The 18,852-nt window shown below is 71.8% G+C and carries 18 protein-coding genes; 14 read left to right on the plus strand and 4 right to left on the minus strand.

Annotation, left to right across the window (positions count from 1 at the left end):
* Positions 1–51: 51 nt before the first annotated feature.
* Entirely contained in the window at positions 52–1,026 is a 975-nt protein-coding gene (locus tag ACH4S8_RS10115) for a LysR family transcriptional regulator (RefSeq protein ID WP_398392231.1), read from the plus strand.
* Here the strand turns inward: ACH4S8_RS10115 and ACH4S8_RS10120 are convergent.
* Positions 1,014–1,472 carry an ATP-binding protein gene (locus ACH4S8_RS10120; RefSeq protein WP_398392232.1) on the minus strand — a complete coding sequence of 153 codons (459 nt, stop codon included), beginning with the start codon at positions 1,470–1,472 and terminating at the stop codon, positions 1,014–1,016. The two genes, ACH4S8_RS10115 and ACH4S8_RS10120, sit on opposite strands and share 13 nt — an antisense overlap.
* A 212-nt stretch (positions 1,473–1,684) precedes the next feature.
* Here ACH4S8_RS10120 and ACH4S8_RS10125 point away from each other — a divergent pair, with 212 nt between their 5' ends.
* Both ACH4S8_RS10125 and ACH4S8_RS10130 read left to right on the plus strand, forming a co-directional pair.
* Complete coding sequence (locus ACH4S8_RS10125; protein WP_398392233.1) at positions 1,685–2,542, plus strand: helix-turn-helix domain-containing protein; 858 nt, start codon at positions 1,685–1,687, stop codon at positions 2,540–2,542.
* 11 nt (positions 2,543–2,553) lie between these two features.
* Positions 2,554–2,805 carry a DUF397 domain-containing protein gene (locus tag ACH4S8_RS10130; RefSeq protein ID WP_398392234.1) on the plus strand — a complete coding sequence of 84 codons (252 nt, stop codon included), beginning with the start codon at positions 2,554–2,556 and terminating at the stop codon, positions 2,803–2,805.
* Positions 2,806–2,973: 168 nt separating this feature from the next.
* Here ACH4S8_RS10130 and ACH4S8_RS10135 read toward each other — a convergent pair whose 3' ends face one another.
* A complete protein-coding gene (locus ACH4S8_RS10135; RefSeq protein ID WP_398392235.1) occupies positions 2,974–4,098 on the minus strand; it encodes an 8-amino-7-oxononanoate synthase in 1,125 nt (374 codons plus the stop codon).
* 169 nt (positions 4,099–4,267) lie between these two features.
* Between ACH4S8_RS10135 and bioB the strand changes: the two genes are divergently transcribed.
* The 4 genes from bioB (at position 4,268) to ACH4S8_RS10155 (ending at position 8,330) form a co-directional block, all read left to right on the plus strand.
* Positions 4,268–5,515 carry a biotin synthase BioB gene (bioB, locus tag ACH4S8_RS10140; RefSeq protein WP_398392236.1) on the plus strand — a complete coding sequence of 416 codons (1,248 nt, stop codon included), beginning with the start codon at positions 4,268–4,270 and terminating at the stop codon, positions 5,513–5,515.
* Positions 5,508–6,788, plus strand: a complete 1,281-nt coding sequence (locus tag ACH4S8_RS10145; RefSeq protein WP_398392237.1) for an adenosylmethionine--8-amino-7-oxononanoate transaminase — start codon at positions 5,508–5,510, stop codon at positions 6,786–6,788. Before bioB ends, ACH4S8_RS10145 begins: the two co-directional genes overlap by 8 nt.
* 1 nt (position 6,789) lies before the next feature.
* Positions 6,790–7,506, plus strand: a complete 717-nt coding sequence (bioD, locus tag ACH4S8_RS10150; protein ID WP_398392238.1) for a dethiobiotin synthase — start codon at positions 6,790–6,792, stop codon at positions 7,504–7,506.
* A gap of 134 nt (positions 7,507–7,640) precedes the next feature.
* Complete coding sequence (locus ACH4S8_RS10155) at positions 7,641–8,330, plus strand: class I SAM-dependent methyltransferase (RefSeq protein ID WP_398392239.1); 690 nt, start codon at positions 7,641–7,643, stop codon at positions 8,328–8,330.
* A 31-nt stretch (positions 8,331–8,361) separates the two neighbouring features.
* Here ACH4S8_RS10155 and ACH4S8_RS10160 read toward each other — a convergent pair whose 3' ends face one another.
* Both ACH4S8_RS10160 and ACH4S8_RS10165 read right to left on the minus strand, forming a co-directional pair.
* Positions 8,362–8,700 (minus strand): fic family toxin-antitoxin system, toxin component, encoded by a 339-nt coding sequence (locus ACH4S8_RS10160; protein WP_398392372.1) that lies wholly within the window; start codon positions 8,698–8,700, stop codon positions 8,362–8,364.
* 40 nt (positions 8,701–8,740) lie between these two features.
* On the minus strand, positions 8,741–8,980 hold the full coding sequence (locus ACH4S8_RS10165; protein WP_339127977.1) for a toxin-antitoxin system HicB family antitoxin: 240 nt from the start codon (positions 8,978–8,980) through the stop codon (positions 8,741–8,743).
* A 208-nt stretch (positions 8,981–9,188) separates the two neighbouring features.
* Between ACH4S8_RS10165 and ACH4S8_RS10170 the strand changes: the two genes are divergently transcribed.
* From ACH4S8_RS10170 to ACH4S8_RS10200, 7 genes are all read left to right on the plus strand, one after another.
* Positions 9,189–10,190: an ABC transporter ATP-binding protein gene (locus tag ACH4S8_RS10170; protein WP_398392240.1), complete on the plus strand. Its 1,002-nt coding sequence runs from the start codon at positions 9,189–9,191 to the stop codon at positions 10,188–10,190.
* Positions 10,191–10,197: 7 nt separating this feature from the next.
* On the plus strand, positions 10,198–12,762 hold the full coding sequence (locus ACH4S8_RS10175; protein WP_398392241.1) for an ABC transporter permease: 2,565 nt from the start codon (positions 10,198–10,200) through the stop codon (positions 12,760–12,762).
* A 173-nt stretch (positions 12,763–12,935) separates the two neighbouring features.
* Positions 12,936–13,856 carry an LLM class F420-dependent oxidoreductase gene (locus tag ACH4S8_RS10180; RefSeq protein ID WP_398392242.1) on the plus strand — a complete coding sequence of 307 codons (921 nt, stop codon included), beginning with the start codon at positions 12,936–12,938 and terminating at the stop codon, positions 13,854–13,856.
* A gap of 57 nt (positions 13,857–13,913) precedes the next feature.
* Positions 13,914–14,339, plus strand: coding sequence for a GNAT family N-acetyltransferase (locus ACH4S8_RS10185; protein WP_398392243.1), 426 nt, complete (start codon positions 13,914–13,916; stop codon positions 14,337–14,339).
* 247 nt (positions 14,340–14,586) lie between these two features.
* Positions 14,587–15,912, plus strand: coding sequence for a hemolysin family protein (locus tag ACH4S8_RS10190; RefSeq protein ID WP_398392244.1), 1,326 nt, complete (start codon positions 14,587–14,589; stop codon positions 15,910–15,912).
* On the plus strand, positions 15,909–16,922 hold the full coding sequence (locus ACH4S8_RS10195) for a hemolysin family protein (protein ID WP_398392245.1): 1,014 nt from the start codon (positions 15,909–15,911) through the stop codon (positions 16,920–16,922). Before ACH4S8_RS10190 ends, ACH4S8_RS10195 begins: the two co-directional genes overlap by 4 nt.
* Positions 16,923–17,365: 443 nt before the next feature.
* Positions 17,366–18,178, plus strand: coding sequence for an SGNH/GDSL hydrolase family protein (locus ACH4S8_RS10200; RefSeq protein ID WP_398392246.1), 813 nt, complete (start codon positions 17,366–17,368; stop codon positions 18,176–18,178).
* Positions 18,179–18,852 lie beyond the last annotated feature (674 nt).

Here is an 18,852-nt window from a genome sequence, read left to right on the forward strand (position 1 = left end):
TAAGCGATCGTTTAGACCCGGAAGGGTGCCGCCGGGCCGGGGAGGGATGCGGTGTACGACCCGACGCGACTCGCGGCGCTGGTGGCGATCTCCGAGGCGGGGTCCATCACCCGGGCCGCCGAACGCCTCGGATACAGCCCGCCGGCGCTGTCCCAGCAGGTGGCGAAGCTGGAGCGGGAGGCGGGGACGGCGCTGCTGGTCCGCTCCCATCGCGGGACCCGGCTCACCGGTGCGGGTGAACTGCTGGTCGTACGGGCCCGCCGGGTCCTCGACGAGATGGAGCTGGCCCGGCACGAACTGGCCCGTCTGACGGGACTGTCGGGCGGCACCCTGCGGCTCGGCACCTTCCAGACGGCGGGCATCCATCTGCTGCCGCCCGTGCTGAGCGCCTTCCGCCGGGCCCACCCGGACGTGGCCCTCGCGGTCGCCGACTACGAACCGCCGCACGGGATCGCGGCGGTCGCGGCCGGCGAGGTGGACCTGGCGCTCACGCACACCTACCAGCCCGCCCCGCCGGTTCCGCTCCCGTCGTCCGTGGGCGTCGAGCCGGTCCTCGTCGAGGAACTGGTGCTGGTGACCGCTCCCGGTCACCTTCTCGCGGGCGGTTCGGCGCGGCTGCCGCTCGCCGGGCTCGCCGGGCAGCCACTGATCAGCATGGCCCCGGACCACCCTCCCCGGCAGGGGGTGGAGGCCGCGCTCGCCAGGGCGGGGGCCACACCCTCGGTGCTCGTCGAGACCCCGGGTTACGCCCTGGTGTGCGCGCTGGTCAGCGCCGGGCTCGGGGTCGCGGTCGTGCCGGAGATGGTGGCGGCGACGGCGGCGACGCCGGTGGGCACGAGACTGCTGGAGCCGGGAGATCTGCGCCGTACGATCTCGGTCGTCCACCGGACGGACGGAGCGGCACCGGCGGCCGACGCGTTCCGCGCCCTGCTGCGCGGTGCCTTCGGGCGGGCCGGACGGCACCGGGCGGGAGACGGCAGGCCGGAGGCCGCGGGACGCCGGGACGACGTGTCTCAGGGTTCCTGAGGCCACCCGGCGGGCACCGGACGCACCGGGACCGTCCACGGGAGTTCGATGGAGACCGTCTTGCCGCCCTCCCGGGTCGGCAGGACGGAAAGCCTGCCGCCGCATTCGGCGGTCAGCCAGCGGATGATCACCATCCCGCGGCCGTTGTCCTGCTGGACGGCCGCGGGCAGCCGCTTCGGGAACCGTGGATGGCTGTCGGTGACGCCGATGCGCAGCAGTTCCTCCCGTTCGAGGCGCACTCCGACCGTGAAGGTGGGCGACTGCCCGAACGTGTGCTGGACGGCGTTGGTGGCCAGTTCGGACACGATCAGGCGGACGGTGTCGGCGACTTCGCCGTCGCGCGGCAGGCCCCATTCGGCCAGCACTTCGGCGACGAATTTACGGGCCACGGAAACCGAGGCCGGTTCGCTCGGCAGGGTGACGGATGCTTCCTGATGGTCTGCCATGGCGACGTTCGTCCCTTTCCCACGGGACCGGAGCCCGACACCGAGCGGATGGTTCGAGTACGGTCCCGGACTGGTGCTTGCGCCAGACTGCCATTACCGGGCCGGTCGTGGGTGCGATCCACCGAGTAATGCATATATCTGTCGCTCGATGCGGTGAACTCTGCGTCGGCAGAGCGTATTCGGGCGACTTGGAGGGAGTAAGGAGAACGGACATGCAGCACGGTCCCGCGGTGCGCCGGCGCAAACTCGGCGCCGAACTGCGCGCACTGCGCGCGGGCACGGGCCTCACGAGCGGTGAGGCGGCCCGTCTGCTCGGCTGGCACCAGTCGAAGGTGAGCCGGATCGAAACCGGCACCAGCGGAGTGAAACCGGCCGATGTGGAACGCCTGTTGCACGCGTACGGCGTCGAGGATCCCGAACTGCTGGAACTCCTGGTCGTGCTGGCGGGATCCGAGGGCAACGGCCGCCACCACTGGTGGCACGCGTACCGCGGCGTACTCCCGCAGGCCTACCGCGACTTCATCAGCCTGGAGTCGGGTGCCAGCGGTATGCGCACCCTGGAGACCTCTGTCGTACCCGGACTGCTGCAGACACCGGAGTACGCCCGTGCGGTGACACGGGCCGCCGTGGACGGACTGGAGGAGAGCAAGCTCGACGCCCTGGTCGAGGTGCGTCTGGCCCGGCAGGACGTCCTGCGCGCGAACCCGCCGCTGAAGCTGTCCGCCGTCCTGGACGAGGCGGTGTTACGGCGGGAGGTCGGCGGCCCCGACGTCATGGCACGCCAGCTGCGCCGACTGCGGGAGGCCGCCGTCCTGCCCCAAGTACGGCTCCAGGTACTGCCGTTCGCCGCCGGGGCACACGTCGGCGTGACCGGTCCTTTCGTTATTTTCTCATTTCCGAACACAACCGATCTGGATGTGGTTGTTCTCGACCACTTGACGAGTAGCCTCTATCTCGAACGGAAAGAAGACCTCCAGGCCTACGCCGAGGCCTTCAACGCCCTTCAGTTCCACGCCCTTTCACCCGAGGACTCGTTGGACTACATCGCCGCGATAGGTGACAACACGTAAGGAGGCACGTCATGTCTGCAATGCCTCGGTACGTACCCTCCAGCACTTCACTGCACCCTGTGCGATGGCTGCGCAGCAGCCGCAGCACCGGGATGAACAACTGCGTCGAGACAGCACGCCCGAGCACCGGACCCTGGTCCGGAATGGTCGCGGTGCGCGATTCCAAGAACACGGCGGGACCCGCCCTGCTGTTCCCCCCGGACGTCTGGGAGGGGTTCATCACCGGGCTGGACCGGCCCCGCACGGCTCACCGCTCCGTCTGATCACCGGCCGGCCGCTCCGGCGGATCACCGGCCGATCGACCCACCGGTTCACCGCTCGATCGCTCCACCGGTTCACCGCTCGATCGCTCCACCGGTTCACCGCTCGATCGCTCCACCGGTTCACCGCTCGATCGCTCCACCGGTTCACCGGTTCACCGGTTCACCGGTTCACCGGTTCCGGCTGATCACGTCCACCGCATGCTCGATCTGCTCCTCGGTGAGGTCCGCGCGGGCCGTCAGCCGCAGCCGCGAAACACCGTCGGGCACCGACGGGGGACGGAAACAGCCGACAGCGAGGCCCGCCTCGCGGCAGTCGGCCGCCCATCGCACCGCCCGTTCGGGGGACGGTGCCCGCACGGAGACGACCGCCGCGTCCGGCCGTACCGCGGAGAGACCCTCCGCCGTCAGCCGCGCGTGCAGTGCCGTGGCCACCTCGCGCGCCCGTGCCGCCCGCCCGGGTTCGCGGCGCAGCAGCCGCAGCGCCGCCAGGGCCGCGCCCGCCGCCGCCGGCGCGAGGCCCGTGTCGAAGATGAAGGTGCGCGCCGCGTTGACCAGATGGTCGATGACCGCCGCCGGGCCGAGGACGGCTCCGCCCTGGCTCCCGAGCGACTTGGAGAGCGTGACGGTCACGACGACGTCCGGGTCCCCCGCGAGTCCCGCCGCGTGCGGAGCGCCCCTGCCTCCGTCTCCCAGGACACCGAGTCCGTGCGCGTCGTCGACGATCAGCCCGGCGCCGTACTCCCGGCAGGCCAGGGCGAGTCCGGCGAGCGGGGCCGCGTCGCCGTCCACCGAGAAGACGGTGTCGGAGACGGTCACGGCGGGTCCGTCGTGGGTGCCGAGCGCCTTGCGCACGGCGTCGGGGTCCGCGTGGGGGACCACCTGCGTGGTGCCGCGGGCGAGCCGGCAGCCGTCGATCAGGGAGGCGTGGTTGCCGGCGTCCGAGACGACCAGCGAACCGTACGGCGCGAGCGCGGTGACGGCGGCGAGGTTGGCCGCGTAGCCCGAGGACAGGACGAGCGCGGACTCGAAGCCGCAGAAGTCGGCCAGTTCGCGTTCCAGCTCGCCGTGGAGTTCGGTGGTGCCGGTGACGAGCCGGGAGCCCGTCGCGCCGCCGCCCCAGACGCGCGCGGCCTCGGCCGCGCCCTCGGTGACCTCCGGATGGCGGGCGAGCCCGAGATAGTCGTTGCTCGCGAGATCGAGGAGCGGCGAGTCGGCGGGACGGGGCCGCAACGTACGCACGAGTCCGGCCCGGCGGCGCGCCTCGGCCTGCTCGTCGATCCAGCCGAACGCCATGTGTCCTCCGGGTCTCGCCAGGGTGCGGTGACGGTGATTTGTAGGCAGTGAACAGACCCTAGCGGTCGCTCCGGCGGCGCATGATGTGGCAATACCCACACGTCGAACCGTCTCTGTTGTGCAAACTCTCCTTGGCCGATAGCGGTCGCATAGGTCAGGATCGGACCTCATGGACCTGCTGAACACGCTGGTGGACAAGGGGCTTCGGCGCGAGCTGCCGACCCGCGACGAGGCGCTGGCCGTACTGGCCACCTCCGACGACGACGTACTCGACGTGGTGGCCGCGGCCGGCAAGGTACGCCGGCACTGGTTCGGCCGACGGGTGAAACTGAACTATCTCGTCAACCTGAAGTCGGGCCTGTGCCCGGAGGACTGCTCGTACTGCTCGCAGCGTCTCGGCTCCACGGCCGGCATCCTCAAGTACACCTGGCTCAAGCCCGAGGAGGCCTCCCAGGCCGCGGCGGCCGGACTGGCCGGGGGCGCCAAGCGGGTCTGCCTGGTGGCCAGCGGGCGCGGCCCGACGGACCGTGACGTGGACCGGGTCTCCGACACGATCAAGGCGATCAAGGACCAGAACGAGAACGTCGAGGTCTGTGCCTGCCTCGGTCTGCTCTCCGACGGCCAGGCCGAGCGGCTGCGCGAGGCGGGCGCGGACGCCTACAACCACAACCTGAACACGTCCGAGGGGACGTACGGGGAGATCACGACCACTCACACGTACGCCGACCGGGTGGACACCGTCCAGAAGGCGCACGCGGCGGGGCTGTCCGCCTGCTCGGGCCTGATCGCGGGCATGGGCGAGTCGGACGAGGACCTCGTGGACGTCGTGTACGCGCTGCGCGAGCTCGACCCCGACTCCGTTCCGGTGAACTTCCTGATCCCGTTCGAGGGAACCCCCCTCGCCAAGGAGTGGAACCTCACCCCGCAGCGCTGTCTGCGCATCCTCGCCATGGTCCGTTTCGTCTGCCCGGACGTCGAGGTCCGGATCGCCGGCGGCCGCGAGGTGCATCTGCGCACCCTGCAGCCGCTCGCCCTGCACCTCGCCAACTCGATCTTCCTCGGTGACTACCTCACCAGCGAGGGCCAGGCGGGCAAGGCCGACCTGGAGATGATCGCGGACGCCGGCTTCGAGGTGGAGAACGCGGGCGAGGTGACGCTGCCCGAGCACCGCGCGCCGTCCGGCGGCTGCGGATCGCACGCGGAGAGCGGGTGCGGATCGCAGGCGGAGAGCGGCTGCGGATCGCACGAGAGCGCCGGGTGCGGAGCGCACGCGGAGGCGGGCTGCGGCTCCCACGCGGGCGGCGGCGTGTGCGGTTCGGCGCCCGCGGCCGTGGCCGAGGCGCCCGCCGACGCCCGTACGGACCTCGTCTCCGTGCGTCGCCGCGGCGCCGGAACGGATCTCGCGCCCAATGCCTGAGCTGTCCGTGCGGGAACTGCTCGACCTCGACCGGCGGCACGTCTGGCATCCGTACGGGCCCATGCCCGGCCGCCAGGAGCCGCTGGTCGTGGAGTCGGCGAGCGGGGTCCGGCTGCGGCTGGCCGGCGGCACGGGCGAGCTGATCGACGGCATGTCGTCCTGGTGGTCGGCCATCCACGGCTACAACCACCCGGTCCTGAACGACGCGGCACGCGGCCAACTGGAGCGCATGAGCCATGTGATGTTCGGCGGGCTCACCCACGAGCCCGCCGTCATGCTGGCGAAGCGGCTGGTCGACATCTCGCCCGAGGGTCTGGAGCACGTCTTCCTCGCCGACTCCGGCTCGGTCTCGGTCGAGGTCGCCGTCAAGATGTGCCTGCAGCACTGGCGCTCGCTCGGGCGGCCGGGCAAGCAGCGGCTGCTGACCTGGCGGGGCGGCTACCACGGGGACACCTGGCAGCCCATGTCGGTGTGCGACCCCGAGGGCGGGATGCACGAGCTGTGGCAGGGCGTGCTCCAGCGCCAGGTGTTCGCCGACGCGCCGCCGGCCGCGTACGAGGAGTCGTACGCGGACCATCTGCGCGAACTGATCGGGCGGCACGCCGACGAGCTCGCCGCGGTCATCGTGGAGCCGGTGGTGCAGGGCGCGGGCGGGATGCGTTTCCACTCCCCCGCGTATCTGCGGGTGCTGCGCGAGGCCTGCGACGAGCACGACGTCCTGCTGGTCCTCGACGAGATCGCGACGGGTTTCGGCCGTACGGGTGAGCTGTTCGCGGCGGACCACGCGGGTGTGACCCCGGACGTGATGTGTGTCGGCAAGGCACTGACCGGCGGCTATCTGACGATGGCGGCGACGCTGTGCACCTCGCGGGTGGCCGAGGGCATCTCGCGCGGCGAGGTGCCGGTGCTCGCGCACGGCCCGACGTTCATGGGTAATCCGCTCGCCGCCGCGGTGGCGTGCGCCTCGGTCGACCTGTTGCTGGGACAGGACTGGCGGACCGAGGTGAAGCGGATCGAGGCGGGCCTGCGGGACGGCCTCGCGGAGGCCGCCGGGCTGCCGGGCGTCCGGGACGTGCGCGTGCTCGGCGCGATCGGGGTCGTCCAGCTCGACCACGAGGTGGACATGAAGGCGGCGACGGCGGCCGCGGTGCGCGAGGGCGTGTGGCTGCGGCCGTTCCGCGACCTCGTCTACACGATGCCGCCGTACGTCACCGGCGACACGGACCTGGCACGGATCGCCCGCGCGGTGTGCGCGGCGGCGCGGGAGGGCTGAGATGACGGTACTGGTGATCACGGGGACGGGCACGGAGGTGGGCAAGACGGTCGTCACGGCCGCCGTCGCCGCTGCGGCTCTCGCCGCCGGGCGGTCCGTGGCCGTCCTGAAGCCCGCCCAGACGGGTGTGGGACCGCACGAGCGCGGTGACGCCGACGAGGCGGCCCGTCTCGCCGGTGCCGTCACGACCCTCGAACTGGGCCGCTACCCGGAGCCGTTGGCGCCCGCGACGGCTGCCCGGCGGGCCGGCCTCGCGGCGGTGTCCCCGGTGGCGGCGGCGGAGGCGGCGGCGAAGCTCGCCACCGAGCACGACCTGGTGCTGGTGGAGGGCGCGGGCGGTCTCCTCGTCCGGTTCGACGACGCGGACGGGACGCTGGCGGACATGGCCCGGCTGCTGGACGCTCCCGTGCTGGTCGTCGCTTCGGCGGGGCTGGGAACGCTGAACACGACGGAGCTGACGGCTCGTGAACTGCGGCGTCGGGAAGTGGAGTTCGCGGGCGTCGTGATCGGGAGCTGGCCGGACTCCCCCGATCTGGCGATGCGGTGCAATCTCGCGGACCTCCCGGCGGTGTCCGGGGCACCCCTGCTGGGCGCGGTCCCGGCGGGCGCGGGTGTCCTCCCGCCCGCGGACTTCCGCGCCTCGGCGCCGAGTTGGCTGGACCACCGGCTCGGCGGGCGCTGGAACGCCGGAGTCTTCGCGGCGGCGCACACGGCCTGACACCGGTCGTCGCACGCATCCCCGCACCGGCCGCCGCACACGCCCGTCACCGGTCGTCCGCCGGACGCGCGGCGCGTGCGGCGGACGTCCCCGGGGGACAATCCTGGTGAGCCCTGTCTCCCGGGAGGTTCGTCATGCCGTTCAAGCCGCTCCGGTCGGCCGACTCCGGCAAGGTCTCCGCGGAGGCCGTGCACCATCCGGTGTTCGCCCGCTACTACGCCCGGTTCAGCGTCGGCGCCGAGACCCGGATGGGAATGGGCCGGGTGCGCGAACGGCTGCTCGCCGGGCTGTCCGGGCGGGTGATCGAGATCGGCGCGGGCAACGGCCTGAACTTCGCCCACTATCCGGGCACGGTCTCGGAGGTCGTCGCCATCGAACCCGAGCGGCTGCTGCGGCAGCTGGCGGTGGAGGCGGCGCTGCGCTGCGAGGTGCCGGTCGATGTGGCGCCGGGTGCCGCGGAGGCCCTGCCGGTCAAGAGCGAGGCGTACGACGCCGCCGTGCTCTCGCTGGTGCTGTGCAGCGTGCGGAACGTGCCGAGGGCGCTGGCCGAGGTACGGCGGGTGCTGCGGCCGGGCGGCACGGTGCGGTTCTTCGAGCACGGCCGGGGTGGCGGACGGGTCATGGGGTCCGTCCAGCGGGGCCTGGACGCCACGGTGTGGCCGCGGTTGTGCGGCGGCTGTCACGTGGCCCGCGACCCGATCGCCGCCCTGCGCGAGGCGGGGTTCGAACTGGGCCCGTACCGGCGGCTGTCGCTGCCGGAGAAGGGACCGCGCCTGCCCACCTCGTACTGCGTTCTGGGCACGGCCCGCCGGCCGCTCGACTGACGAGCGCGGCCCCGGCCGCGTGCTTCGGGTGTCACAGGCTCCAGCGGCGCAGTTCGTGGGCGATGTCGTGCACGGTGGCCTCGCCGGTCTTGACCAGGCGGGCCAGTTCCCGCACCTGCTCGGGCGAGGTGACGACCTTCAGGCCGCTGGCGACGAGGTAGGCGTAGGCGACGGCCGAGGCGAACATCGCGTTGGAGCGTTCGAGCGCCGGGACGTGCAGCAGGAGCTGGAGCAGCGCGGCGGCGCGGGCGTGCGGGCTGTCGTAGACGGGAATGCCGAGGATCTCCGCCTCGTGCCGGCTGACCGCGGCGACGAGCGCCCCCCAGTCGGTGACCTGGGGGTCTCCGGGTGTCTTCTGTTCGGCGATCATGAGGAGCCAGGCAAGGTCGACTCTGATACTGCTCAACGGATCAACGACGACCTTCGCTGGTGCCTTCACGCTCCGCGCCGAACTCCTCGGCGAAGACGGACTCGTACTGCTTCATGAAATCCGCGGCGGCCTCCACGAAGGTGTGGCCGACTTCCCCGGTGTCCTGACGGACCAGTTCCTCGATGTAGCGGTTCACGCTCATCCCCCGTTCCAGGGCTCTCTCCCGGGCGGCGCGCGCGGTGCCTTCGTCCACCCGGACGTTCAGCTGAGTCTTCGCCATGCTTCGAAGCTAGCGCGACAGCGCTAGCACGGGCAAGGGGAGCCCGGGGTGGAGAGCCACGGTGGAGATTGCCCCTTACATCCATATCGGGGGCACACCCTGGGACGGAGACCCCCCGGCACCTAGGGGGGATACCGAGTGTGCCTCCGATCACACTACGCTCGGGCCGGACGAGGAGTCCGGACCATCCATCACGAAGGAGGCGGTCTTGTCCACAGCTGCTGCGGAGCAGATTCCCGGCCGCGCGGAGGGGGACGGGATCGCCGCCCGCGCCCGCGGTCTGACCAAGGCTTACGGTTCCGGCGAGACCGCGGTACTGGCCCTCGACTCGGTCGACGTGGACATCGCGCGCGGCCGGTTCACCGCCGTCATGGGCCCCTCGGGCTCCGGGAAGTCCACCCTCATGCACTGTCTCGCGGGCCTGGACACCGTCTCGGCCGGGCAGGTGTGGCTGGGCGACACCGAGATCACCGGACTGAAGGACCGCGAACTGACCCGGCTGCGACGGGACCGGATCGGCTTCATGTTCCAGTCGTTCAACCTGATCCCCACCCTCAACGCCGCCGAGAACATCACGCTGCCCATGGACATCGCGGGCCAGAAGCCCGACCAGAAGTGGCTCGACCAGGTCATCGACACCCTCGGGCTGCGCGAGCGGCTCAAGCACCGACCCGCCCAGCTCTCCGGGGGCCAGCAGCAGCGCGTCGCCTGCGCCCGGGCTCTCGCCTCCCGGCCCGAGCTGATCTTCGCGGACGAGCCGACCGGGAACCTGGACTCGCGGGCGGGCCTCGAAGTCCTCGGATTCCTGCGCGAGGCCGTCGACGAACTGGGCCAGACCGTCGTCATGGTCACGCACGATCCCGGTGCCGCCGCCCACTCCGACCTGGTCCTCTTCCTCGCGGACGGGCGGATCGTGGACGAGATGGAGCGGCCCTCTGCGGAAGCCGTGCTGGAGCGGATGAAGCGTTTCGACACGGCCCGGGTGACCTTCGAGGGCGGACGTGACGCGCCCGGGGAAGCGGCGCCCGAAGGCGGCGGAAGCCGCACGGCCGGCGTCCGCGGCACGCCCGAAGGCGAAGGGGGTCCCACGGCCGGCGTCGGCGCGGGTGACACCGCCCCCGTCGCCACCGGCGGCGACCCGGCCCACGGCAGTTCCGGCGGCACCGCTCCCGGTGGCGGCCCCGGTGACGTAACCCCCGACAAGGACTGAGGCGGTCGTGCTCAAGGCGACACTGCGAAGCTTTCTCGCGCACAAAGGGCGGCTGCTGCTCTCGGCACTGGCCATCGTGCTGTCCGTGGCCTTCGTCGCGGGCAGTCTCATCTTCTCGGACACGGTGACCCGTACGTTCGACCGGCTCTTCGCCTCCACCGCGGCCGATGTGACCGTGGAGCCGAAGAACGACCTGAAGTCCCAACTGCCCACCGGCGCCACCGAGACCGTCCCGGCCTCGCTCGCGGACCGGCTCGCGAAGGTCGACGGGGTCGCCGCCACCCATGTGGACGCGTCGGTCGAGAACGCCCCCGTCGTCGACAGCGCGAACAAGTCGGTCGGACCGACGACGGGCGCCCCCACCATCGTCACCAACTGGGAGCTCACCGAACGCAGTCCGGTGAAGCTGACCTCCGGTCACGAACCCCACGGCACCGGCGAGGCGCTGCTCGACGCGGACACCGCCGACAAGAAGCACCTCGGCATCGGCGACACCCTGACGGTGCAGGCGCAGCCCGGCTCCTTCAAGGTGCGGATCGTCGGGATCGCCACCTTCACCACCACCAATCCCGGTGCCGCGCTGATCTTCCTCGACACCCCGACCGCGCAGACCAAGCTGCTCGGCCGCCCCGGCCTCGCCACGAGCGTCTCCCTGGACGCCGCGCCGGGTGTCGACGACGCCGTGCTCAAGAAGCGCGTCTCCGCCGAACTCGGCGGCGGGACCTACGACGTGAAGACCGCCGAGGAGCAGGCGAAGTCGTCCGCCGAGTCGCTCGGCGGGTTCCTCGACGTCATCAAGTACGTGATGCTCGGCTTCGCCGGGATCGCGGTGCTCGTCGGGATATTCCTCATCGTCAACACCTTCTCCATGCTGATCGCCCAACGCACCCGGGAACTCGGGCTGCTGCGGGCCCTGGGCGCCGACCGCCGCCAGGTGCGGCGGTCGGTGCTCACCGAGGCGCTGCTCCTCGGCCTGGTCGGCTCGACCCTCGGCCTCGCGGCCGGGATCGGGCTGGCGGTCGGGCTGATCAAGCTGATGACCGCCTTCGGCATGAACCTCAAGTCCACGGAGATGGTGATCGGTTGGCCGACCCCCGTGGCGGCGTACGTCGTCGGCGTCGGCGTCACGTACATCGCGGCCTATCTGCCGGCCAGGCGTGCGGCGGGCGTCTCCCCCATGGCGGCCCTCTCGGACGCCGAAGTCGCGGGCGTGGGAAGGCCGTTGCGGGTACGGGCCGTGGTGGGCGGGGTCGTCGGCGCGGCCGGGGCCGCGGCTCTCGCGGGATGCGCGGCCTCGACGAAGACCTCGACCGCGGCCTCCTTGCTGGGACTCGGTGTCGTCCTGACGCTCATCGCGACCGTGATCGCCGGACCGCTGCTCGTCCGCCCGGTGATCCGCGTCCTCGGCGGCGCGTTCCCGGCGCTCTTCGGCCCGGTGGGCCGGATGAGCCAGCGCAACGCGCTGCGCAATCCGCGGCGCACCGGCGCCACCGCCGCCGCCCTGATGGTCGGTCTCGCCCTGGTCGGCGGGATGTCCGTGGCCAGCGCCTCCATGAGCAAGTCCTTCGACCAGCAGATCGACAAAACCCTCGGCGCCGACTTCGTGCTCCAGAACGCCAACTTCGTGCCGTTCTCGCACGAGGTCACGGACAAGGTCCGCGCCACCGACGGGGTCGGGCTCGTCGTACGGCAGCGGTTCACCCCGGTCGCGGTCAAACTGCCCGACGGCAAGCGGGTGGAGACGACCGCCGCGGCCTACGATCCGCGGCTGGACGACGTCGCCCACATCACGTACGCCGAGGGCGACACCGCGGCGGCGCTCGGCGAGGGCCGCATCGCCATGGACGTGAAGTTCGCGAAGGACCACGACGTGCGGGTCGGCAGCACGATTCCCGTCGAGTTCCCCGCCGGCCGCTCGACCGAGCTGACGGTGGGCGCGCTCACCGACCAGGGCGGCGGAGGGTTCGGTACGCAGGGCGGACTCGTCTTCGGCTTCGGCACGATCGAGAAGTACGTGCCCGGCGGGCAGGACTCGGCGCTGTACGTGAACGCGGCGCCGGGCACGTCCCCGGAGAAGCTGCGTCCCCGGCTGGAGAAGACACTGGAGCCGTATCCACAGGTCCAGGTCCGCGACCAGGCCGACTACAAGAAGCTGGTCCACGACCAGATCGCCGTACTGCTGTACCTCGTGTACGCGCTGCTCGGACTCGCGATCGTCATCGCCGTGCTCGGCGTGGTCAACACCCTCGCCCTGTCGGTCGTGGAGCGCACCCGCGAGATCGGACTGCTGCGCGCCATCGGTCTCGGCCGGCGCCAGCTGCGCCGGATGATCCGTCTGGAGTCCGTGGTGATCGCCGTGTTCGGCGCGGTCCTCGGACTGGCGCTGGGGATCGTCTGGGGTGTCTGTGTCCAGCAGGTGCTCGCGCTGCAGGGCATGAAGGCGCTCGCCGTCCCCTGGACGACGATCGTCGCGGTGGTGATCGGCTCGGCCGTCGTGGGTATCGTCGCGGCGCTGCTTCCGGCACTGCGCGCGTCACGCATGAACGTGCTCGCGGCCATCGCCCACGAGTGACCGTCGAATCGCCCCGGCCCACCCGGGCCGGGGCGTGACCTCCGGCTCTCCCCGGTCCGCCGTGGCCGGGGACCGACAGCCCGCTCGCCCCGGTCCACCAGGGCTGGGGCGTACCGCCCGCCCGCTCCGGTCCGCCGAGGGTCGGGGCGGGTCCCACGAGGAAGGGATGGCCGATGTCGCGCCCGTTCCGTTTCGGTGTCAGCCTGATCGCCCCGGCGACCGCGGCCGAGTGGGCCGCCAGGTGCCGCCGCGCCGAGGAACTCGGCTACGACGTGATCACCGTGGCGGACCATCTGGGCATGCCGGCCCCCTTCCCCTCGCTGGTCGCCGCCGCGGCGGCGACCGAGCGGCCCCGGCTCGGCACGTTCGTGCTCAACTCGGGCTTCTGGAATCCCGCACTGCTGGCCCGTGAGGTGGCCACCACGGACGCGCTGACGGGCGGCCGCCTCGAACTCGGCCTCGGCACCGGATACGTGGCGGCCGAGCACGAGACGGCGGGCCTGCCCTGGGGCACTCCGCGCGAGCGCGTCGATCATCTCCTGCGCACGGTCGAGGAGGTGAAGCGTTTCCTCGGCCCCGACGGACCGCTCCACCGCGGCACTCCGTGGCCGGGCGGGAAAGCTCCCGGGTCTCCGGCCGGCGGACCGCCGCGAGTGCCCCTGCTGATCGGGGCCAACGGCGACCGGATGCTGCGCATCGCGGCGGAACACGCGGACATCGCCGCGTTCACGGGCGCGCGCACCGGGCGGAACGGCGCCCTGGAGCCGCTCACGGCGACCGAACTCGACGAACGCGTCGCGCTCCACCGGAAGGCGTCCGCCGCCCGCGAGGAGCCTGCCGAACTCAATCTGCTGATCCAGATCGTCGCCGTCACCGACGACCGGAGCGCCTCGGTCCGGCCGTGGCTGCCGCGGCTCCCGCAGCTGACCGAGCGGGAGGTGCTGGAGCTGCCCGTCGTCCTGATCGGCACGGTGGAGCAGATCGCCGATCAGGTCCGGGGTCTGCGGGAGCGCTACGGGTTCTCGTATCTGACGGTGCTGGAGCCGAACCTGGAGGCCTTCGCCCCCGTGGTCGGCGCACTGCGCGGCCGGTAGTCGTCCGCATGGCGGAAATGCCGTTCCGGCCCCTGGTCCGCGTGATGGGATCGGACCATGACCGACTTGCGCATACGGGCCGCGCGGCCCGAGGACCTCGACGCCGTGCTCGCCTTCTGGAAGGTGTCCGCCGAGGGCGCCAGCATCAGTGACGACCTCGGCGGCGTGGAAGGGCTTCTCACCCGCGACCCCGGGGCACTGCTGCTCGCGGAGCGCGCCGGGGAACTGGTGGGCACGGTGATCGCCGGCTTCGACGGCTGGCGCTGCCATCTGTACCGGCTGGCGGTCCATCCGGACCGGCGGCGCCTCGGCATCGGCTCCGCACTGCTGGCCGCGGCGGAGGAACGCTTCGTACGGCTCGGGGGCCGGCGCGGGGACGCCATGGTGCTGAAGCGGAACGAGATCGCCCACCATGCCTGGCGCGCAGCCGGGTACACGCCGGAGGAGCACTGGCGGCGCTGGGTGAAGCCGCTCACCGACTAGGACCTGTCCGGTCGACCACGGCGGACTCGAGAGGGCCGGCCGAGGAGGCCCGCACCGGCGGGCGGCGCCCCCAGGAAAGCCACTTTGCCGATCCTTTACCCTTGTTGGACCAGCGTTCCTCCGACGAAAGGTGTGAGCGTCCGCCCATGGGCGAGCCTCCCCGTACCCGCGGCCGTGAAGCCCACGGTGGCAGCGGACATCGCGCGATCCCCCCGTCCCTGGCCGATCATGGGACGGAGGTGACCCGATGACCGAAGTGTTCCTCCTGCTGGTCGCAGTTCTGCTGTCGCTGGCCTGCGGTGTCTTCGTGGCGGCCGAGTTCTCCCTGACCACGGTCGAGCGCAGCGAACTGGAACGTGCCGTGGAGCGCGGCGAGCGGGGCGCCTCAGGGGCCCTCAAGGCCGTACGGAACCTCACCTTCCAGCTGTCCGGCGCCCAGCTCGGCATCACCGTGACCAACCTTGTGGTCGGCATGCTCTCCGAGTCGTCGATCGCCAAGCTCATCGCGGGTCCCCTGGAGTCGCTGGGCGTCCCGGCGTCCGCCTCGAACTCGGTGGCCCTGGTCATCGGCACGGCGCTCTCGACGGTCTTCCTGATGGTCGTCGGCGAACTGGTGCCCAAGAACTGGGCGATCTCCTCACCGCTGGCCGTGGCCAAGCGGGTGGCGACACCGCAGCGCTGGTTCAGCGCCGCGTTCCGTCCCTTCATCGCCCACCTCAACAACTCCGCGAACCACGTCGTACGCCGCTTCGGCCTCGAACCCGCCGAGGAACTCGCCTCCGCCCGCGGGCCCCAGGAGCTGGTGGCGCTCGCCCGGCACTCCGCCAAGGAGGGCGCGCTGGAGGCGGACACCGCCGAACTGTTCGTGCGCACCCTGAACCTGGCCGACCTGACCGCGGAGAACGTGATGACACCGCGCGTCCAGGTCATCGCGCTGGACGTCCAGGCGACCTGCGAGGACGTGGCGAACGCGACCCGCGCGACCGGCCTGTCCAGGTTCCCGGTCTACCGCTCGAGCCTGGACGAGGTCGTCGGGGTCGCGCACATCAGGGACGTGCTGACCGTGCACGCCGCGAGCCGGACGCAGACGCCCGTCTCGCAGATCATGCGCGAGCCGTTGTTCGTACCGGAGTCACTGACCGTCGACCGGCTCCTGGACAGGCTGGCGGGCAAGCGCACGATGGCCGTGGTCATCGACGAGTACGGCGGTACGGCCGGTGTGGCCACCCTGGAGGACATCGTCGAGGAGGTCGTCGGCGAGGTGCGCGACGAGCACGACCCGCACGAGACGCCCGACCTCGCCCCGGCCGGCAAGGACACCGACGGCCGGACGCTGTACTCGGCCGACGGGTCCGCCCGTACCGACCAGCTCGCCCGCGTCGGCCTCCGGGTGCCCGACGGGCCGTACGAGACCCTGGCCGGCTTCATCGCGACCGAGCTCGGCCGCATCCCCGCCGAGGGGGACACCGTCGAGGCCGACGGCTGGCGGCTCGACGTCGTGGACGCCTCGGGACGACGGGCCGCACGGGTCCTGCTGCACGCCCCGCACGACGCCGAGGAGAGCGCGCGATGACCGCCGTACAACTGCTGATCGGACTCGCGACGCTCGTCGTGAACGGCTTCTTCGTCGGCGCCGAGTTCGGGCTGATCTCGGTGCGCCGCAGTCAGATCGAACCGCACGCCGAACGGGGCGACCGGCGGGCGCGGAGCGTCCTGTGGGGCCTCGAACACGTCTCGGTGCTGCTCGCGACCGCGCAGCTCGGCATCACGCTGTGCACCCTGGTGCTCGGCATCGTGGCCGAACCCGCCATCGCACACCTGCTGGAGCCGGTGTTCCACGCGGTGGGTGTCCCCTCCGGCGCGGGTCACGCCGTCTCCTTCGTCATCGCGCTCACCCTGGCGACGTATCTGCACATGCTGCTCGGCGAGATGGTGCCGAAGAACGTGGCCCTCGCGGAACCCGTGCGGACGGCGCTGACGCTCGGACCGCCGCTGGTCGCGCTCTCCCGCGCGCTGCGCCCGGTGATCTTCGCGGTCAACGCCTTCGCCAACGGGCTGCTGAAGCTGCTGCGGGTCGAGGTGAAGGACGAGGTCGGGGCGACCTTCTCCGACGACGAACTCTCCCGCCTGGTGAAGGACTCCAGTGCGGCGGGGCTCATCGACCACCGCGCCCAGGAACGGCTGCACGACGCCCTGGAGCTGGGCCGCCGGCCCGTGCACGACGTCGTGCTCCCGGTGGAACGCGTCGTCTACGCGCGCGTGGGCGTCACTCCGGAGGAGTTGGAGCGGCTGTCCGCGGGGTCGGGATTCTCCCGCTTCCCGGTCGTCGACGAGGGACGCCGGATCGTCGGCTACCTGCACGTCAAGGACGCGCTGGACGCGACCCCCCGTGAGGTGCCGTTCCGCGTGGAGGACATGCGGCACATCGCCCGCGTCCGGGAGAGCACCCCTCTGGACGACGTCCTGACGGCGATGCGCCGCAGTCGCACCCATCTCGCGGGTGTCATGGGCAGCGACGGACGGCTGACGGGGCTGGTGACGATGGAGGACGTCCTGAGGGAACTGTTCGGCCAGCCGGCATAGGCCGGCCGACGGACGCCGACGCGGGAGATCGCGGCGGAGCCACGACCCCGGGCTCCGCGGTACCCGCCCGATGCCCGGGGCCGGACGAACGTCGGGGCCGGGCAAGCACCGGAGCCGACGGACAGCCCGGGTCGGGCGAACGTCCAGGTCGGCGGGCCGCCCGGGCCGGACCCCGGCCGCCCCGGCTTCAGCCCCGGCGCAGAAGCCCACCCAGCACTGCCCCCGGCTCGGGGTCCGACCCGCCACCGACTCCGTCGGGCAACGGCCCCGACTCCGGTCCAGGCCGCAGCGCCGGTCCCGGCCCGCTCGGGCGCCGGCCCGCTCCGGTACCGATCCGCTCGGGCGCCGGCCCGCTCCGGTGCCGGCCCACTCCGGCAGGACGGTCCGTTCCAGTGGGACGGACCGACCGATGGGTATGTGTTCGGGTTACCATCTTTCTCGCCATGCAGATGAATGCCTCATACACCAGCCTCGTCGCGGTCGGCGACTCCTTCACCGAGGGCATGTCGGACCTGTTGCCCGACGGCTCGTACCGAGGATGGGCCGACCTCCTCGCGGGCCGGATGGCGGCCCGGACGCCCGGTTTCCGCTACGCCAACCTCGCGGTGCGCGGCAAGCTGATCGGACAGATCGTCGACGAGCAGGTGGACGTGGCCGCCGCCATGCGGCCCGATGTGATCACGCTGGTGGGCGGTCTCAACGACACCCTGCGGCCCAAGGTCGACATGGGACGCGTCCGCGCCCTCCTGGAAGAGGCCGTGGAGCGGCTCGCCCCGGCCTGCGAGCGGCTCGTCCTGATGCGCAGCCCCGGCCGCAACGGTCCGGTCCTCGAACGCTTCCGCCCCCGCATGGAGGAGCTGTTCACCGTCGTCGACGACCTCGCGGAGCGGCACGGCGCTCTGGTGGTCGACCTCTACGGGGCACCCTCGCTCGCCGACCCCCGCTCGTGGGACGTCGACCGGCTGCACCTGACCGCCGAGGGCCACCGCCGGGTCGCGGAAGCCGTGTGGCAGACCCTCGGATACGAGGCCGAGGACCCGGACTGGCACGTCCCGTCGGCGCCCACTCCGCCTCCCGGCTGGGTGTCCCGCCGCACCGCGGACGCGCGCTTCGCCCGGCAGCACCTGCTGCCGTGGATCGGGCGACGGCTGACCGGGCGCTCGTCGGGGGACGGCCTGCCGGCGAAGCGGCCGGAGCTGCTGCCCTACACGGGGCCTGCCCACGAAGAGCCCGTCACGGGCGGCCACGGCGGCTGAGTCCCCGGTCCACCGGGACGAACCCGTGATCCACCGGGACGACTCCGGGCGCCGAGAGCAGCGCCGAGCGGGCGGCTTCCGCCGTGTCGCTCTCTCGAGTGACACGGCGGCCCATGCTCCGCATGAACGAGGACGCTACCGGTTCACCCCTCGGTCGCCACAGGGCGCGCGGGGGGCGCTCGACAGCGCGGGAGTGCCGTTGAATGCGCTCACTCACGCGCCCCGGAACTACGGCCGGGCCCGGCGCGTACGCCGGGCCCCGCCGACGGCCCCACCAGCTTTGCGGAGCATGGAGAGGAGCCGTCTCGCCATCCCGGAGGGAGATGGCAAGTAACAGGCCAGCTGGGAATTCCCGCTGGATCCAACATCAAAGCACTCATACGAGGGCCTGAGAAGTACGCCCCTGAGCACCGCCCGAAGAACTTGTCGGCACCTGTCCACGGGCGTGGCCGGGGCAAAAGCGTGTGCGTACCTTTTGGCACCGACACGCCAACGGTGGACCGATCAGGGCCGATGTGCCCCATCGGCGACGTTGCAACGGGTTGCCGTCAGGGTGGGAAACAAGCCATACCGAGCGACTGCGCCTACTACGGGTCATGGTTGCTCTGCGCCAGGTGCAGTACACGGATCGTGAGCATTCGTGGACGCGTCGCCCCGCTTCACCTCGTACAGAG

The sequence above is a fragment of the Streptomyces sp. NPDC021080 genome (assembly GCF_044333225.1).
Lineage (GTDB): Bacteria > Actinomycetota > Actinomycetes > Streptomycetales > Streptomycetaceae > Streptomyces.

Excerpts from the sequence above, each read along its gene's own strand:
- ACH4S8_RS10200 (WP_398392246.1), top strand. The coding sequence starts at position 17,366 with ATGCAGATGAATGCCTCATACACCAGCCTCGTCGCGGTCGGCGACTCC.
- ACH4S8_RS10165 (WP_339127977.1), bottom strand. The coding sequence starts at position 8,980 with ATGGCGAAGACTCAGCTGAACGTCCGGGTGGACGAAGGCACCGCGCGC.
- bioD (WP_398392238.1), top strand. The coding sequence starts at position 6,790 with ATGACGGTACTGGTGATCACGGGGACGGGCACGGAGGTGGGCAAGACG.
- ACH4S8_RS10145 (WP_398392237.1), top strand. The coding sequence starts at position 5,508 with ATGCCTGAGCTGTCCGTGCGGGAACTGCTCGACCTCGACCGGCGGCAC.
- ACH4S8_RS10190 (WP_398392244.1), top strand. The coding sequence starts at position 14,587 with ATGACCGAAGTGTTCCTCCTGCTGGTCGCAGTTCTGCTGTCGCTGGCC.
- ACH4S8_RS10120 (WP_398392232.1), bottom strand. The coding sequence starts at position 1,472 with ATGGCAGACCATCAGGAAGCATCCGTCACCCTGCCGAGCGAACCGGCC.
- ACH4S8_RS10125 (WP_398392233.1), top strand. The coding sequence starts at position 1,685 with ATGCAGCACGGTCCCGCGGTGCGCCGGCGCAAACTCGGCGCCGAACTG.
- ACH4S8_RS10135 (WP_398392235.1), bottom strand. The coding sequence starts at position 4,098 with ATGGCGTTCGGCTGGATCGACGAGCAGGCCGAGGCGCGCCGCCGGGCC.
- ACH4S8_RS10180 (WP_398392242.1), top strand. The coding sequence starts at position 12,936 with ATGTCGCGCCCGTTCCGTTTCGGTGTCAGCCTGATCGCCCCGGCGACC.
- bioB (WP_398392236.1), top strand. The coding sequence starts at position 4,268 with ATGGACCTGCTGAACACGCTGGTGGACAAGGGGCTTCGGCGCGAGCTG.
- ACH4S8_RS10185 (WP_398392243.1), top strand. The coding sequence starts at position 13,914 with ATGACCGACTTGCGCATACGGGCCGCGCGGCCCGAGGACCTCGACGCC.
- ACH4S8_RS10160 (WP_398392372.1), bottom strand. The coding sequence starts at position 8,700 with ATGATCGCCGAACAGAAGACACCCGGAGACCCCCAGGTCACCGACTGG.
- ACH4S8_RS10155 (WP_398392239.1), top strand. The coding sequence starts at position 7,641 with ATGCCGTTCAAGCCGCTCCGGTCGGCCGACTCCGGCAAGGTCTCCGCG.
- ACH4S8_RS10195 (WP_398392245.1), top strand. The coding sequence starts at position 15,909 with ATGACCGCCGTACAACTGCTGATCGGACTCGCGACGCTCGTCGTGAAC.
- ACH4S8_RS10130 (WP_398392234.1), top strand. The coding sequence starts at position 2,554 with ATGTCTGCAATGCCTCGGTACGTACCCTCCAGCACTTCACTGCACCCT.